At 59.3% G+C, this 14135-nt stretch carries 11 protein-coding genes; 1 reads left to right on the top strand and 10 read right to left on the bottom strand.

Translation table 11 applies throughout. The annotated features are described in order from the left end of the window. Positions 1 to 77: 77 nt before the first annotated feature. The 4 genes from ftsZ to AC5SEO_RS10550 form a co-directional block, all read right to left on the bottom strand. Positions 78 to 1823 carry a cell division protein FtsZ gene (gene ftsZ, locus AC5SEO_RS10535; protein WP_065659193.1) on the bottom strand — a complete coding sequence of 582 codons (1746 nt, stop codon included), beginning with the start codon at positions 1821 to 1823 and terminating at the stop codon, positions 78 to 80. A 92-nt stretch (positions 1824 to 1915) separates the two neighbouring features. Further along, positions 1916 to 3247, bottom strand: a complete 1332-nt coding sequence (gene ftsA, locus AC5SEO_RS10540) for a cell division protein FtsA (RefSeq protein ID WP_003513208.1) — start codon at positions 3245 to 3247, stop codon at positions 1916 to 1918. Next, positions 3244 to 4176 (bottom strand): cell division protein FtsQ/DivIB, encoded by a 933-nt coding sequence (locus AC5SEO_RS10545; RefSeq protein WP_003513210.1) that lies wholly within the window; start codon positions 4174 to 4176, stop codon positions 3244 to 3246. Before AC5SEO_RS10545 ends, ftsA begins: the two co-directional genes overlap by 4 nt. Then, positions 4164 to 5090: a D-alanine--D-alanine ligase gene (locus AC5SEO_RS10550; protein ID WP_115062179.1), complete on the bottom strand. Its 927-nt coding sequence runs from the start codon at positions 5088 to 5090 to the stop codon at positions 4164 to 4166. Before AC5SEO_RS10550 ends, AC5SEO_RS10545 begins: the two co-directional genes overlap by 13 nt. A 542-nt stretch (positions 5091 to 5632) precedes the next feature. On the opposite strand from AC5SEO_RS10550, the gene AC5SEO_RS10555 reads away from it, so the two are divergent. Continuing rightward, a complete protein-coding gene (locus AC5SEO_RS10555; RefSeq protein ID WP_025594039.1) occupies positions 5633 to 6937 on the top strand; it encodes an MFS transporter in 1305 nt (434 codons plus the stop codon). A 68-nt stretch (positions 6938 to 7005) separates the two neighbouring features. Here AC5SEO_RS10555 and AC5SEO_RS10560 read toward each other — a convergent pair whose 3' ends face one another. The 6 genes from AC5SEO_RS10560 to murD form a co-directional block, all read right to left on the bottom strand. Further along, positions 7006 to 7860 carry a GGDEF domain-containing protein gene (locus AC5SEO_RS10560; protein ID WP_236771231.1) on the bottom strand — a complete coding sequence of 285 codons (855 nt, stop codon included), beginning with the start codon at positions 7858 to 7860 and terminating at the stop codon, positions 7006 to 7008. Positions 7861 to 8047: 187 nt separating this feature from the next. Next, entirely contained in the window at positions 8048 to 9013 is a 966-nt protein-coding gene (murB, locus tag AC5SEO_RS10565) for a UDP-N-acetylmuramate dehydrogenase (protein WP_003513214.1), read from the bottom strand. Next, the gene (murC, locus tag AC5SEO_RS10570; RefSeq protein WP_019565282.1) at positions 9010 to 10425 is read right to left on the bottom strand and encodes a UDP-N-acetylmuramate--L-alanine ligase; all 1416 of its coding nucleotides are present in this window, start codon (positions 10423 to 10425) and stop codon (positions 9010 to 9012) included. The genes murB and murC overlap by 4 nt, the downstream gene beginning before the upstream one ends. Continuing rightward, complete coding sequence (gene murG / locus AC5SEO_RS10575) at positions 10422 to 11558, bottom strand: undecaprenyldiphospho-muramoylpentapeptide beta-N-acetylglucosaminyltransferase (protein ID WP_026330780.1); 1137 nt, start codon at positions 11556 to 11558, stop codon at positions 10422 to 10424. The genes murC and murG overlap by 4 nt, the downstream gene beginning before the upstream one ends. A gap of 6 nt (positions 11559 to 11564) precedes the next feature. Continuing rightward, positions 11565 to 12719, bottom strand: a complete 1155-nt coding sequence (gene ftsW / locus AC5SEO_RS10580; protein WP_003513223.1) for a putative lipid II flippase FtsW — start codon at positions 12717 to 12719, stop codon at positions 11565 to 11567. 4 nt (positions 12720 to 12723) lie between these two features. Then, positions 12724 to 14133 carry a UDP-N-acetylmuramoyl-L-alanine--D-glutamate ligase gene (gene murD / locus AC5SEO_RS10585; RefSeq protein ID WP_174068525.1) on the bottom strand — a complete coding sequence of 470 codons (1410 nt, stop codon included), beginning with the start codon at positions 14131 to 14133 and terminating at the stop codon, positions 12724 to 12726. Positions 14134 to 14135 lie beyond the last annotated feature (2 nt).

A 14135-nucleotide genomic window follows, 5' to 3' on the forward strand; every position in this document is an offset into this window, starting at 1 on the left:
ACTGTTAATAACGCACAATAAAACAAAACGCCCGGGTCGTGTGACCCGGGCGTTTGGAGAGGCGAACGGAATCGCTGTTAGTTGGACTGGCGACGCAGGAACGCCGGAATTTCCAGCTGGTCGTCGTCATGGTGGCTTGCCGAAGAAGGCGTCGCACGACCGTGATCGTCAAGCTGGCCACGACGCGGAGCGTAGAGGCTGGCTTCCGGCGAAAGTGCGCGGCGCTGCTGCGGCGCCATGCTCGGCGCATCCATCATCTCGGAAGGAACTTCTTCCTCTTCGCGTCGGCCAAGCGAGTTGGTGATGCGCTTCAGAAGACCCATCGGGCCACGCTCTTCCTGGGCTGCAGGAGCTGCGTGGGCACGGTGATCCATCTCGGCCTTCACGACCGGCGGAAAGTCCTCGACCTTCGGCATGCGGACAGGCTCGGGCTGGCGGGCAACAGGAGCCTGCTCCTGATAGACCGGAGCCTGCGGCTGCTGCAGACGCGGAGCGGCAACCTGTTCCGGCGCGTGATAGACCGGTGCCGGGGCAACAGGTGCCGGAGCAGCCTGCTGAACCGGCTGGGCCGGACGGAGAGCTGCCGGTGCTTCAGCCGGAGCGGATGCAAACAGCTTGCTCTGCGGACGGAAATCCTGAGAAGGCTGCTGGTGTGCTGCGAAACCAAGTTCACGTTCCATTTCGGCTTCCGCCGAACGGATGGTCTGGGCGATCTGGTCTACGGTCTTTGGTGCCTGCGATACTGCTTGTGCAGGCTGAACTGCGGCCGGAGCGGGAGCAACGGCCGCGGAAGGACGGATAAGCGGCTTGGCGGCTGCGGCGCGCATATCGGCAATGTTCTGTTCGCCAACGCCCGCAACGCGGTCGATGCCGGTCGCGACGACGGAGACGCGGATGAGACCTTCAAGTGCCTCGTCGAAGGTTGCGCCGAGGATGATGTTCGCATCCGGATCGACTTCTTCGCGAATACGGGTAGCCGCTTCGTCGACTTCGAACAGGGTAAGATCGCGACCGCCGGTGATGGAGATCAGGAGGCCCTGTGCGCCCTTCATCGAGGTTTCGTCGAGCAGCGGGTTGGCGATTGCCGCTTCCGCAGCCTGCATCGCACGGCCCGGACCGGAAGCTTCGCCAGTACCCATCATTGCGCGGCCCATTTCACGCATGACCGAGCGAACGTCAGCGAAGTCGAGGTTGATGAGACCTTCCTTCACCATCAGATCGGTAATGCAGGCAACGCCGGAATAGAGAACCTGGTCAGCCATGGCGAAGGCATCGGCAAAGGTCGTCTTGTCGTTGGCAATGCGGAAGAGGTTCTGGTTCGGAATGACGATCAGCGTATCGACGGACTTCTGCAGTTCCTCGATGCCCTGTTCGGCAAGACGCATGCGGCGACCGCCTTCGAAATGGAAAGGCTTGGTAACGACGCCGACCGTCAGGATGCCCTTGTTGCGGGCAGCCTGTGCAACGACAGGTGCAGCACCGGTGCCTGTACCACCACCCATGCCGGCAGTGACGAAGCACATGTGGGTGCCGTTCAGGTGATCGATGATCTCATCGATGCATTCTTCAGCGGCGGCGCGTCCGACTTCCGGCTGGGAACCGGCACCGAGACCCTCGGTGACGTTGACGCCGAGCTGGATGACCCGGTCTGCCTTCGTCATGGTCAGAGCCTGTGCATCCGTGTTGGCGACGACGAAATCGACACCCTGGAGGCCAGCCGTGATCATGTTGTTGACAGCGTTACCGCCACCGCCGCCGACACCGAAAACAGTGATGCGTGGCTTCAGCTCGGTGATATCAGGCTTTTGCAGCTGTATCGTCATTTTACCATTCCTTCTTTCTCTGGCCGCATCGCCCCGCTGGCCGATTCTTGAAAACTCAACTTGGAAACCTCAGGCTCACGCCACGAGGCCACTCAGAAACTCTCTTTCAGCCATTGCCCTACCCGGGCTATCCGGCCGCTACCCGTACCAAACGGCGAGAACATTCCGCCTTGCGCCGCATGAATTTCGATGTCCGCCACCTGCGGATAAATCATCAGTCCGCATGCGGTTGAAAATGCCGGTCCCTTTGCCGCAACCGGAAGACCCGCAACCCCCATGGGGCGGCCGATACGAACGTTGCGGGCAAGAATGCGCCGTGCCGTTTCCGGCAGCCCCGTCAGCTGGCTCGCGCCGCCCGTCAGGACAACACGTTTGCCGACGATGGGGCTGAAGCCGGACTTCTGGATACGATCACGGATCAATTCCAGCGTCTCTTCGATACGCGCCCGCACGATGCGGGTAACAAGTGCCCTTGAAACTTGCGATGGTTGATCGCGATCATCTTCGCCAATCGGCGGGATCGAAATCATGTCGCGCTCATCCGCGCCATTCAGCAAAGCCGAACCATGCACCACCTTCAGTCTCTCCGCATCTTCGATTCGTGTCGAGAGGCCTCGTGCAAGATCTGTCGTAACGTGATGACCGCCAAGGCCGATCGCGTCGGTATGAATGAGACGGCCTTCGGCGAAAACCGAGATCGTCGTGGTGCCGCCGCCCATGTCGATGGCTGCACAGCCAAGCTCGACCTCGTCATCGACCAATGCCGCAAGACCGCTGGCATAGGGCGTTGCCACCATGCCCTCGACCGAGAGATGCGCGCGATTGACGCAAAGCTCGAGGTTCTTCAGCGCCGTGCGTTCGACAGTCACCACATGCATGTCGACACCGAGAAGATCGCCATACATCGACAGCGGATCACGAATGCCGCGCTCGCCATCCAGCGAATAGCCTGTCGGCAGCGAATGCAGGATCGCCCGGTCCTGACGCATAGACTGCTGGCTCGCCGCCACCAGAACCTTGCGCAGGTCGCTTGCTTCCACTTCCTGTCCGCCGAGATCGATGCTCGCGGTATAGATGTCGCTTGCCAGCCTGCCGGCGGAAACATTGACGATCAGGCTGTCGACGGTCAGGCCCGCCATGCGCTCGGCCGCATCCACCGAAAGACGGATCACGCCTTCGAGCGCGTCAAGATCGGCGATCACGCCGGATTTCACACCGCGCGAGCGCTGGTGACCAATGCCGATGATTTCCACCTTGTGGGTGCGACCCGGCAGGATTTCGCTTTCCTGGCGCGGCGTCAGCCGTCCGATCATGCAAACGACCTTGGTCGAGCCGATGTCGAGCACCGAGACGATGTGGCTGCGCTTGGAAGACAGCGGCTTCAGGCGAGGCAGGCCGAAATGGGAAGAACCAAAAAAGCTCATGTGTTCTTCTCCGCTTTCTTGAGTGCCTTCGTGCGTGCATCTACCGCCGTCTGGCGGCGCTCTGCTGCGCCTTCGGTCAACTGGATCGTGGTGCGGTCCGTCAGACGCAGATCGACGGCAGCGACATCACGCGACAGAACCTTTTCCTCGAGATCGAGCCGTGCCAGCAATTGCAGTGCCTGCGGCAGGTTCTCTTCCGGCAGCTTGACGACGATGCCGTTGTCGAGATGCAGATCCCAGCGGCGGCCGGCAATGCGAACATAGGCGCGAACGCGGTTGCGAATTTCCGGCCAATCGGCCAGTTGCGCGACGAAACCGGCAGCACCCGTTTCCGCGTCACGTCCGACGAAAAGCGGCAGGGCGGCAAATTTATTGTCACGCAGCGGCGCGATCACGCTGCCGCTTTTTTCGATCAGCGACAGTTCCGTGCCATGCTGCCAGATGCCGAAAGCTTCACGCTCCTTCAGGCGAACCTCAACCGTCTTCGGATAGACCTTGCGGATATCGACATCTTCGACCCAGGGAAGCTGGACGAGCTTGCGGCGTGCCGCATCAATATCAAGCGCAATCAGGGAGGTGCTGCCGTCAAGGCCGAGAAGCTGGAAGACTTCGATTTCCGATGTCTGCAAATTGCCGGATACCTTGACGTCCTCAACCGCAAAACCGGCGGCCGAGGTCGTGGTCTGGGTGACGATATTCGTATGTCCGCCAAGCGACATGCCGTAAAGCCCGATCACCGCGTAAAAGGCAACAGCCGAAATCGTGCCGGTATGGGCGGGAATGTGGATGCGTCCGGTCGCAAGGCTGACACCGAAACGCACGAAACGACGCAGCGGACGCGGCAGCACCCTGCGATCGTCGGCATTTGCCGTCGCCACGAATTGCTCGCGCTTTTTTGCCGTCGACTTTTTGCCGGTCACCGCAAACACGAAGCGTCCTCCACCATCCAGCTGACAAGGTTACCAAAGGAGCGGCCAGCATGCGCCGCCATTTCCGGCACCAGGGAGGTCGGCGTCATGCCCGGCTGCGTATTCACTTCAAGCCAGATAACTTCGCCATCTTCTGAGAAGCGGTCGTCGTAACGAAAGTCTGAACGGCTTACGCCACGGCACCCGATCGCCCGATGCGCCATAACCGCCAGTGTTTGAATTTTTTGGTAAATTTTTGGTGAAATTTCTGCTGGAATGACATGCTTTGAGCCACCGGCTGCGTATTTAGCGTCATAATCATAGAAATTGTGACCCAGCGGCACCACTTCCGTCACACCTAGCGCCTCGCCGTCGAGCACGCCGCAGGTCAGTTCGCGACCATGGATGTAACGCTCGACCATGACCTGATCGCCGTAACGCCATTCGGACGAGGTAAGGATTTGCGGCGGATGCGACTGGTCTTCCTTGACGATCACCACACCGAAGCTCGAGCCTTCGCGCACCGGCTTCACGACGTAGGGCGGCGCAAGCGGATGTTCGCTGGTGAATTCGAACCGGTTCATGACGCGTTCGTCAGCCACCGGAATGCCAGCAGCCGCAGCCACTTTCTTGGCCTGCGCCTTGTCCATGGCAAGTGCAGAAGCGAGCACGCCGGAATGGGTATAGGGAATGGCGAGATATTCGAGAATGCCCTGAATGGTGCCGTCTTCACCGAAGGGGCCATGCAGCGCATTGAAGGCGACATCCGGGCGCAGCTCGCCGAGTACGGCGGCGATATCGCGCCCCACATCGACCCGGGTGACCTTGTACCCCTCGCCCTCAAGGGCGAGCGCGCAAGCGTTCCCGGACGAGAGGCTGACCGGCCGCTCCGACGAAAACCCACCCAAAAGAACAGCTACGTGCTTGCCGCCCATCGATACCTCTGACACCAAATCTCCGCTACGATCCGCACCGGAACCAACCGAATTTGACGAACGGTGATTCTGGCACATGATCCTTGAGATCAGTTAAACGCCATTAAGGTTAATGAATCGTTTACTTTCGTTAACCGCCGCGCCCAACATGCCAGTTCCATTAAAGAATCAGCATCGATCCGAATTACCTCCTTGGAATCAGAGAGTTGGACGGATTGCAACATGCAGGTTTTCAATGATCGGAAATAGAACGGGGGTGCCGCACACTTCTATCCCTGATAAAGACAAGGCGAAAACGTTAACGGATGACGCTTCTCCCCAGCGAAAATTATCTGACGTTTCAGCATTTTAAATCCTTCGCCTGAATCAGTCTCTCAATCTTGAGACTGCGTCCTCGCACACGCTGCGGTGCCTGTCGCACCAGCCGATCACATTGTCCGCATTATTTCTTTTTTAGCATTCCAAAAGAACAAAAATTGCGTTAACGCAGTCAATGCCTCCCAAGGCATGACATGCAATCATCCAAAAATGGGACCAAAACCATGACTGACGCGGTATCTCAGGTATCGCCGACAGCTGGCAATTCGAACGTTGTAAAGACAAATTCGCCTGCACGAGTTCTCACTGCCAGCCTGGTCGGCACGACCATCGAGTTTTTCGATTTTTACGTTTACGCCACGGCCGCAGTGCTCGTGTTTCCGACATTGTTCTTCCCGAACAATGATCCGATGACGGCACTTCTGGCATCCTTCGCCACCTTCTCCATCGCCTTTTTCGCCCGCCCGCTCGGCGCCGTCGTTTTCGGCCATTATGGTGACCGCGTCGGCCGTAAAGCTACGCTGGTCGCCGCTCTGCTGACCATGGGCGTATCGACGGTCGTGATCGGCCTTCTGCCGTCCTATGAGACAGCCGGTGTTCTGGCACCTCTGTTGCTGGCGCTTTGCCGCTTCGGTCAGGGCTTCGGTCTTGGCGGAGAATGGGGTGGCGCGGTCCTGCTGGCCACGGAAAACGCTCCTCCCGGCAAGCGCAGCTGGTACGGGATGTTTCCGCAGCTCGGCGCGCCCGTCGGTCTGTTCCTCTCCTCCGGCGTCTTCTGGATCCTGCTGCATTTCATGTCGCAGGAAGCGCTTCTGAGCTGGGGCTGGCGCATTCCCTTCGTCGCTTCGATCATCCTGATCGCGGTTGGCATGTGGGTTCGTCTGTCGATCACCGAAACGCCTGCCTTCCAGAAGGCGATCGAAAAGGAAGAACGTGTTGCCGTGCCGGTCGTGGAACTGTTCCGCAACCACAAGCGCAGCCTCGCGCTCGGCACTTTCGTGGCGCTGGCTACCTTCGTGCTGTTCTATATCGGTACCGCCTACCTGCTGTCCTACAACGTCAAGGTTCTGAAAATCCCGTTCCTCGACGCACTTGAAGTGCAGATCATGGGCTCCATCGTTTTCGGCATCTTCATCCCGATCGCCGGCAAGCTCGCTGAGCGCTTCGGCCGTCGCGAAATCCTGATCCTGACGACGGTGCTGATCGGCCTGTTCTCGTTCTTGCTGCCTACCCTGATGACAGGCGGCGAAGGCTCGATCTTCATCTTCGCGGCCCTTGCGATGACGCTGATGGGCATGACCTACGGCCTGATTGGAACGGCGCTTGCCGCCCCCTTCCCGACAAGGGTGCGCTACACCGGCTCGTCCATCACCTTCAACATGGCCGGCATCTTCGGCGCATCGCTGGCACCCTACATCGCCACATGGCTGCAGGTGAATTACGGCATGGGATATGTCGGATATTACCTCTGCGTATCCGCCCTCATCACGCTCGCCTGCATTCTTCTGTCCCGCAAGGATGAAGTCTGAGCGACAGGCCACTAAAAGATCGGGGCCGCGAAATTACCTTCGCGGCCTTTTTTCGTCTGTGATGATCCTTAGGCGATAATTTGACGGCCACCTTTCGCGCCCGACGAACAGATGCGATTACGCCCGCTACGTTTCGCCTCGTAGAGCGCCATATCCGCACTGTGCATGACCTTCTCGAAAATCTCCCTGTTCCCGCGCAAGGCCACACCTATCGAGATGGTGGTACTGATCTGCAAATCCTGAAAATGAACCGTTGTCGTCGCGATCTTCTCACGGACGCCTTCGCACAGTTCCAGGAACCGGTCCGGGGCAAGGGTGTGGACGACGACAAACTCTTCACCGCCCATCCGCGCCACATGAGCGGCTTCATCGAAACCTTCCCGAATTGTCTTGGCAACACTGGAGATAACCATGTCACCAGCCAAATGGCCATACCTGTCATTCACGGACTTAAAATGATCAATGTCGATAAATGCGACGCAATACGGCGTGCTCAGGTGAACGCAATTCGAATAAAGACCTAGCCGGTTGTGAAGACCTGTCAGAGCATCAGTCTGGCTGAGCTGCGCAAAACGCTCGTGTGACTGGATCAGTAACTGCATCTGCCTAGCATTGAGCCAGCAAATTAAAAAACCGACGGTGAAAGAGATTGTCGTACTAAGGACCAGGCCGATTGTGAGCCCATTGCTCAAGTCCGAGACCAGGTCCAACTGCGCCATCGTCAGGATCGCAACGACACAGATAACGGCGGCTATGGAAGCGATCAGGCAAGCCAATCGAAATGATGACTGTACCGGGTCAAGCCGACGCCATCCATCCGGTGTCGCCACGGTGAATGTCGTTATCGCGACGAGTTCGCTTAAAAAACGTGACAGCTGTCCGCTTACGCGATCGGCAATGAAAATGCTATAAATATCACCCAAGCAGTAGAGTGGCGCAACGCTGCCTCTCCCGTAATCTAAATACTGCTTATAGATAAAAACTATTGATCGACCGTTACCCGTCGCCAAGGGTGATATGAAACAAAAACTCCTGGCCGCTTGGTGCTGCCAGGAGAGATATGAAACGGCTAACGCAGTTGCTCATGGCAATCGCGAGGCATCGCAAATTTCAGGCGCCGAGGAAGGGCTCCACTTCACGACCCGGCATGAATAGCCCAAGCCGTTTGATTTCCCACTCCAGCCGAATGCCCGACTTCTCGAACACGCGCTTGCGAATGGTCTCGCCCAGATATTCCAGATCGTAACCGGTCGCATGGCCGGTATTGATCATGAAATTGCAATGCAGCGATGACATCTGCGCACCGCCGATGACCAGACCGCGACCGCCCGCTTCGTCGATCAGTTCCCAGGCGGAATGACCTTCGGGGTTCTTGAAGGTTGATCCACCGGTCTGTTCACGGATCGGCTGCACGGTTTCGCGGTGGTGACGCACGGCGTCCATATCGGCGCGGATCTTCGCGCGGTCTTCCGGATAACCCTCAAACAGGGCGCCGGTGAAGATCAGACCAGCATCGGCGCCGGAGTGGCGATAGCTGTAATCCATATCCGCATTGGAGAGCACATGCTGGTTGCCCTGACGGTCCACCGCATAAACCTCCACGACACGCTCACGCGTTTCACCGCCGTTGGCGCCCGCATTCATGCGCAGAGCGCCGCCGATGGAGCCGGGAATACCGTAATAGAAATGGAAACCGCCAATGCCATTATCCATGGCCATCGCGGCAATATGCTTGTCCGGGCAGATCGCGCCTGCCTTGATGCGGTTTTCACCCGAAAGCTCCACCGAGCCGAAACCTTTGGCGGAAAGACGGACGACGACACCTGGAATGCCGCCATCGCGCACCAGAAGGTTCGAGCCGACACCGACCACGGTCAACGGCACGTCCTCCGGAAGGATTTTCAGGAATGTAACCAGATCGTCGGTATCGTGCGGCTGGAACATGACTTCCGCAAGACCGCCGGCTCTGAACCACGTCACGCGGTCCATGGGCGCATCCGGTGTCAGACGTCCCCGCAATTCCTTTACCCCGTCGCCGAGCCTCCCCAGCAATTTAACCCCATCGACCTGTCTCATTCAGACTTTCCTGATATGCTCTTCAATTCCGAAGGCAGCACTGCCGCCCATTGCGTGATATTTCCGGCCCCCAAGAGAACCACGAAATCGCCCGGATTCGCAATGCCTGCAACCACTGACGCGAGATCTTCCCGTTTTTCGAGAAAACGGGCATCGCGATGGCCGGCAGCCTTGATTGCGGAGACCAGCGCTTCCGAGCTTGCGCCCTCGATCGGATCTTCGCCCGCTGCATAGACCGGAGCAAGAATAATCGTATCGGCATCGTTAAAACAATGCGCGAAATCATCGAACAGGCTGGAAAGGCGGCTGTAGCGGTGCGGCTGGTGCACGGCGATGATGCGGCCCTTGCAGGCTTCGCGCGCAGCCGCGAGCACAGCCTTGATCTCAACCGGATGGTGGCCGTAATCGTCGAAGACTTGCACGCCATTGGCTTCGCCCGTCAGCGTGAAACGACGCTTGACGCCGGCAAAGGAGGCAAGGCCCTTCTTGATGTCCGCTTCCGAAATACCGAGACGATTGGCGACGGCAATCGCGGCCGTTGCGTTCGAAACATTGTGGCGACCGGGCATCGGCAGGACGAGGTCCGTGAAGGAGAATATCTTGCCGGTGCGGCGCCGGCGAATTTCCACATCGAAGATAGACCGTGTGCCATCGATGCGCACATTCGAAAAACGCACGTCGGCCTGTGGGTTCTCACCATAGGTGATGACCTTACGGTCTTCGATACGCCCAACCAGAGCCTGCACCTCGGGATGGTCGAGACACATGACGCCAAAGCCGTAAAACGGAACATTCTCCACGAATTGCCGGAAAGCAGCGCGCACGGCGTCGAAATTGCCGTAGTGGTCAAGATGTTCCGGGTCGATATTGGTGATCACGGCCACATCGGCCGGAAGCTTCAGGAATGTGCCATCGGATTCATCGGCCTCCACCACCATCCACTCGCCCTCGCCCATGCGGGCGTTGGTGCCATAGGCGTTGATGATACCGCCGTTGATGACGGTCGGGTCGAGATTGCCGGCTTCCAGCAGGGTCGCGACCATCGAGGTCGTCGTGGTCTTGCCGTGCGTGCCACCGATGGCAATGGCGTTGCGGAAACGCATGAGTTCAGCCAGCATTTCGGCACGGCGAACGATCGGCAGGTGTTTTTCCCGCGCGGCGATCAACTCCGGATTGTTCTTCTTGATCGCGGTGGAAACGACCACGACCTCGGCATCACCGAGATTATCCGCCGTGTGGCCGACGAAGACCTCGATGCCCTTGTCGCGCAGGCGCTGCACATTGGCGCTGTCGGCCTGGTCGGAGCCCTGTACGCGATGACCGAGATTGTGAAGCACTTCGGCAATGCCGCTCATGCCGATCCCGCCTATGCCGATGAAATGGACAAGGCCTATGGCTTTCGGCATCTTCATGCCTCAACTCCTTCAATGTTCTTCTTGAATTCCTGTACGGACTTTCCGCTCGCAATCGCCTCGACCAGATCGGCCAGTACATCTGCCGCATGCGGTTTTCCTGTCGCCTTGGCCGCCGCCGCCGTTGCGGACAACCGATCCGGCTCGGACAGCGCCGAGGACAGAAGGCCGGAGAGCTTCTGCGGCGACAGTTCCGCCTGCTTGATAACGCTTGCACCGCCGGCTGCCGAAAGCGCTGCCGCATTGGCCGCCTGATCGTGATCCAGCGCATGCGGATAAGGCACGAGGATCGAGGGTCGGCCGATGACCGAAAGCTCCGATACCGTCGATGCACCCGAACGGCTGATGACCAGATCGGCCTCACCGATGCGGGAGGCCATGTCGCCGAAGAAAGGCGAGACATCCGCCTTCACGCCCAGCTTCTGATACGAGGAGATCACACTGTCCTTGTCTTCCGGGCGCGCCTGCTGGGTCACGACGATGCGCTTGCGCTGCTCGTCCTTCAACAGGCAGATCGCCGCCGGAACCGCGCTGGAAAAGAACTGCGCTCCCTGGCTGCCGCCGAAAACCACGAGCTGGAACGTCTCGCCGGTCTGCGAAGGCGTATAGGGTATCTCTGACGCCGCCAGCACCGCCGGGCGCACGGGATTGCCGGTCGCAACCGTCTTGTCGGAATATTGGCCGTTGGCGGGCGGCAGAAAACCGCCGGCAATCGCCTTCACACGGGCCGCCAGCGCCTTGTTGGCACGACCCATCACCGCATTCTGCTCGTGAATGATCGATGGCACGCCAAGCCCGGTCGAGGCAAGCAGCGGCGGCACGGTGGGATAACCGCCAAAGCCGACGACCGCAACCGGCTTCAGCTTCGAGATCAGCCGGCGCGCTGAACGCAGCCCTGTCCACAGCTTCCACAGCGAACGCGCCACGGAAATCGGGTTTTTCGAACCAATGGTGGCGGATGGAACGACGTGAATTTCTTCCGCCGGAAACTTTCCCGCATAACGCTCGGCACGGCTGTCGGTGACCAGATGCACCTGATACCCGCGCGCTTTCAGCGTGTGCGCCAAGGCCTCGGCTGGAAAGACATGGCCGCCGGTACCCCCGGCGGCGAGCAGAACAATACCCTTGCTCATGATCATTTACTCCGCAGGAACGCCGGAACCGACGCGGAAGAAGCTGCGCTCCTGCGCCCTCTTTTCCGGCCTGTGGCGTGTCAGCGCCAGAAGGAAGCCTGCCGTGACGCAGATCGCCATCATCGACGAACCACCATAGGAAATCAGTGGCAGCGTCATGCCCTTGGCGGGCATCAGCTCCAGATTAACGCCGATATTGATCATTGACTGCATGCCGATCTGCAGGACCAGACCGGCCACGGCAAAGCGGCAGAAATCGTCTTTTTCCCTGAAGGCGTGCGAGAGGCCGCGCAACACGATGAAGGCGAAGATCGCCACAAGGAACATGCAGAAAACAATGCCGAATTCTTCCGCCGCCACCGAGAAGATGAAGTCGGTATGGCTGTCGGGAATGATACGCTTGACGATGCCCTCACCCGGGCCGCGACCGAACCAGTCGCCACGAATGATCGCCTCGCGCGCCGTATCCACCTGGAAGGTATCACCCTCACCGGTCCAGAAACGGTCGATACGGCCGGCGACGTGCGGCAGGAGCAGATAGGCGGAGACGATGCCGAGAACGCCGAGGCCGCCGAGCACGATGATCCAGAACCACGGAACACCGGCCATGAAGAACATGCCGCCCCACACCACCGATGTCAGGATGGTCTGGCCAAAGTCGGGCTGGGCGATCAGAAGTGCCGCCACGATACCGAAGGTGATGATAGCGAAGAGGTTGCCGGGAATTTCGGGGTGACGCGCGCGTTCGGCAAACAGCCAGGCGCAGACAATGACGAAGGCGGGTTTCATGAATTCCGATGGCTGGATCGAGAAGCTGCCGATGGAAATCCAGCGCCGTGCGCCCTTGACCTCGATACCGAAGAACAGCGCGAAAATCATCATCAGCAGCGACGCGATCAGCATCATCACCGCCACGCGCCGGACCTGACGCGGCGACAGGAAGGAAAGACCGATCATGATCGCCAGCGAAGGCACCATGAACATCGCCTGACGTTCCACGAAGAAGAAGCTGTTGAGACCGATGCGTTCGGCAACCGCCGGCGATGCCGCAAATGACAGCATCAGGCCGATGCCCATCAGCGCGATGAACGCCGCCAGAAAGAAACGGTCGATGGTCCAGAACCATTCCGCGACCGGACCGCGATCAACTCGGCTTACCATGGCCTCAGCCCCCTTTTCCAGAGTGAACGAGCATCGTCACGCCATCGAGCGCCGCAACCTGCGCGACGAACGAATCACCTCTGATTTCAAAGTTCTTATATTGGTCGAAGCTTGCGCAAGCCGGGGATAACATCACGATATTGCCGGCCGTCGCATCTTTTTCCGCATCCGCCGCCGCATGCTGCACCGCCTTGTCCAGCGTGCCGGATATTTCATAAGGCACGGCTTCGCCTAGCGTCGCTGCAAATTCCGCCGCCGCCTCGCCGATCAGATAGGCCTTGGCGATGCGCGGAAACAGGGGCGCAAGGCTGGCAATGCCGCCGGCCTTCGGCAGACCGCCCGCGATCCAATAGATGCGCTCATAGCTCGACAAGGCGGGTGCTGCTGCATCGGCATTGGTGGCCTTGCTGTCATTGACGAAAGTGACATTGCCGCGCCGACCGACCGGCTGCATGCGATGTTTTAGGCCGGGGAAGGACTTGAGACCTGCGCGAACGTCCTCTTCGGAAACGCCGACGGCAAGGCATGCGGCAATTGCAGCCGCTGCATTCTGGGCATTGTGGCTGCCGCGAAGCGTCTGGATGCCGTCGAGATCGACCAGCAGCGAGGACTTGCCCCCATGCGCCCGCAGGATGCGGCTGCCTTCGGCATAAAGACCTTCGGAAACGACATTGCGCTTGGAAATGCGTTCCACCTTCACGCCGGCACGCTCGATGCGGTCGGCGATCAGCGTGGAATAGCTGTCATCAACGCCGACAATTGCCGTGCCACTGCCGGCCACAAGCCGTTCCTTGACATCGGCATAATGCTGCATGGTGCCGTGCCGGTCGAGATGGTCGGGCGTCAGATTGAGCAGAATGCCGGCCGTGGGATTGATCGTCGGCGCCAGATCGATCTGGTAGGACGAGCATTCAACGACATAGAAACGTTGCGCTTTCGGCGGATCGAGGCTCAGCACGGCAGTGCCAATATTGCCGCCGAGTTGTGTATCGCGGCCCGAAGCCTTGAGGATATGGGCAATCAGTGCGGTCGTCGTGGATTTGCCGTTCGTGCCGGTGATGGCGATGAAGGGGCAATCCGGCGCATGTGCCCGGCGCTCGCGAATGAAAAGCTCGATATCGCCGATAATCTCTACACCCGCCGCCCGGGCAAGATCGACCGACCAGTGCGGCTTCGGATGCGTTAGCGGTACGCCGGGTGCGAGCACGAAAGACGAAAAGGAATGCCAGTCTATCGTTCGAAGATCAGCCGTCGTTATCCCTTCGGCCTCAGCCTTGGCGACGCTGTCGGGATTATCGTCGAAAGCAACGACATCCGCCCCGCCGGCAACCAGCGCCCGGGCCGTGACAAGGCCCGAACCGCCAAGCCCGAAAAGCGCGACCTTCTTATCTCTGAACGACGAGACCGGGATCATCG

The organism is Agrobacterium sp. K11 (assembly GCF_059429395.1).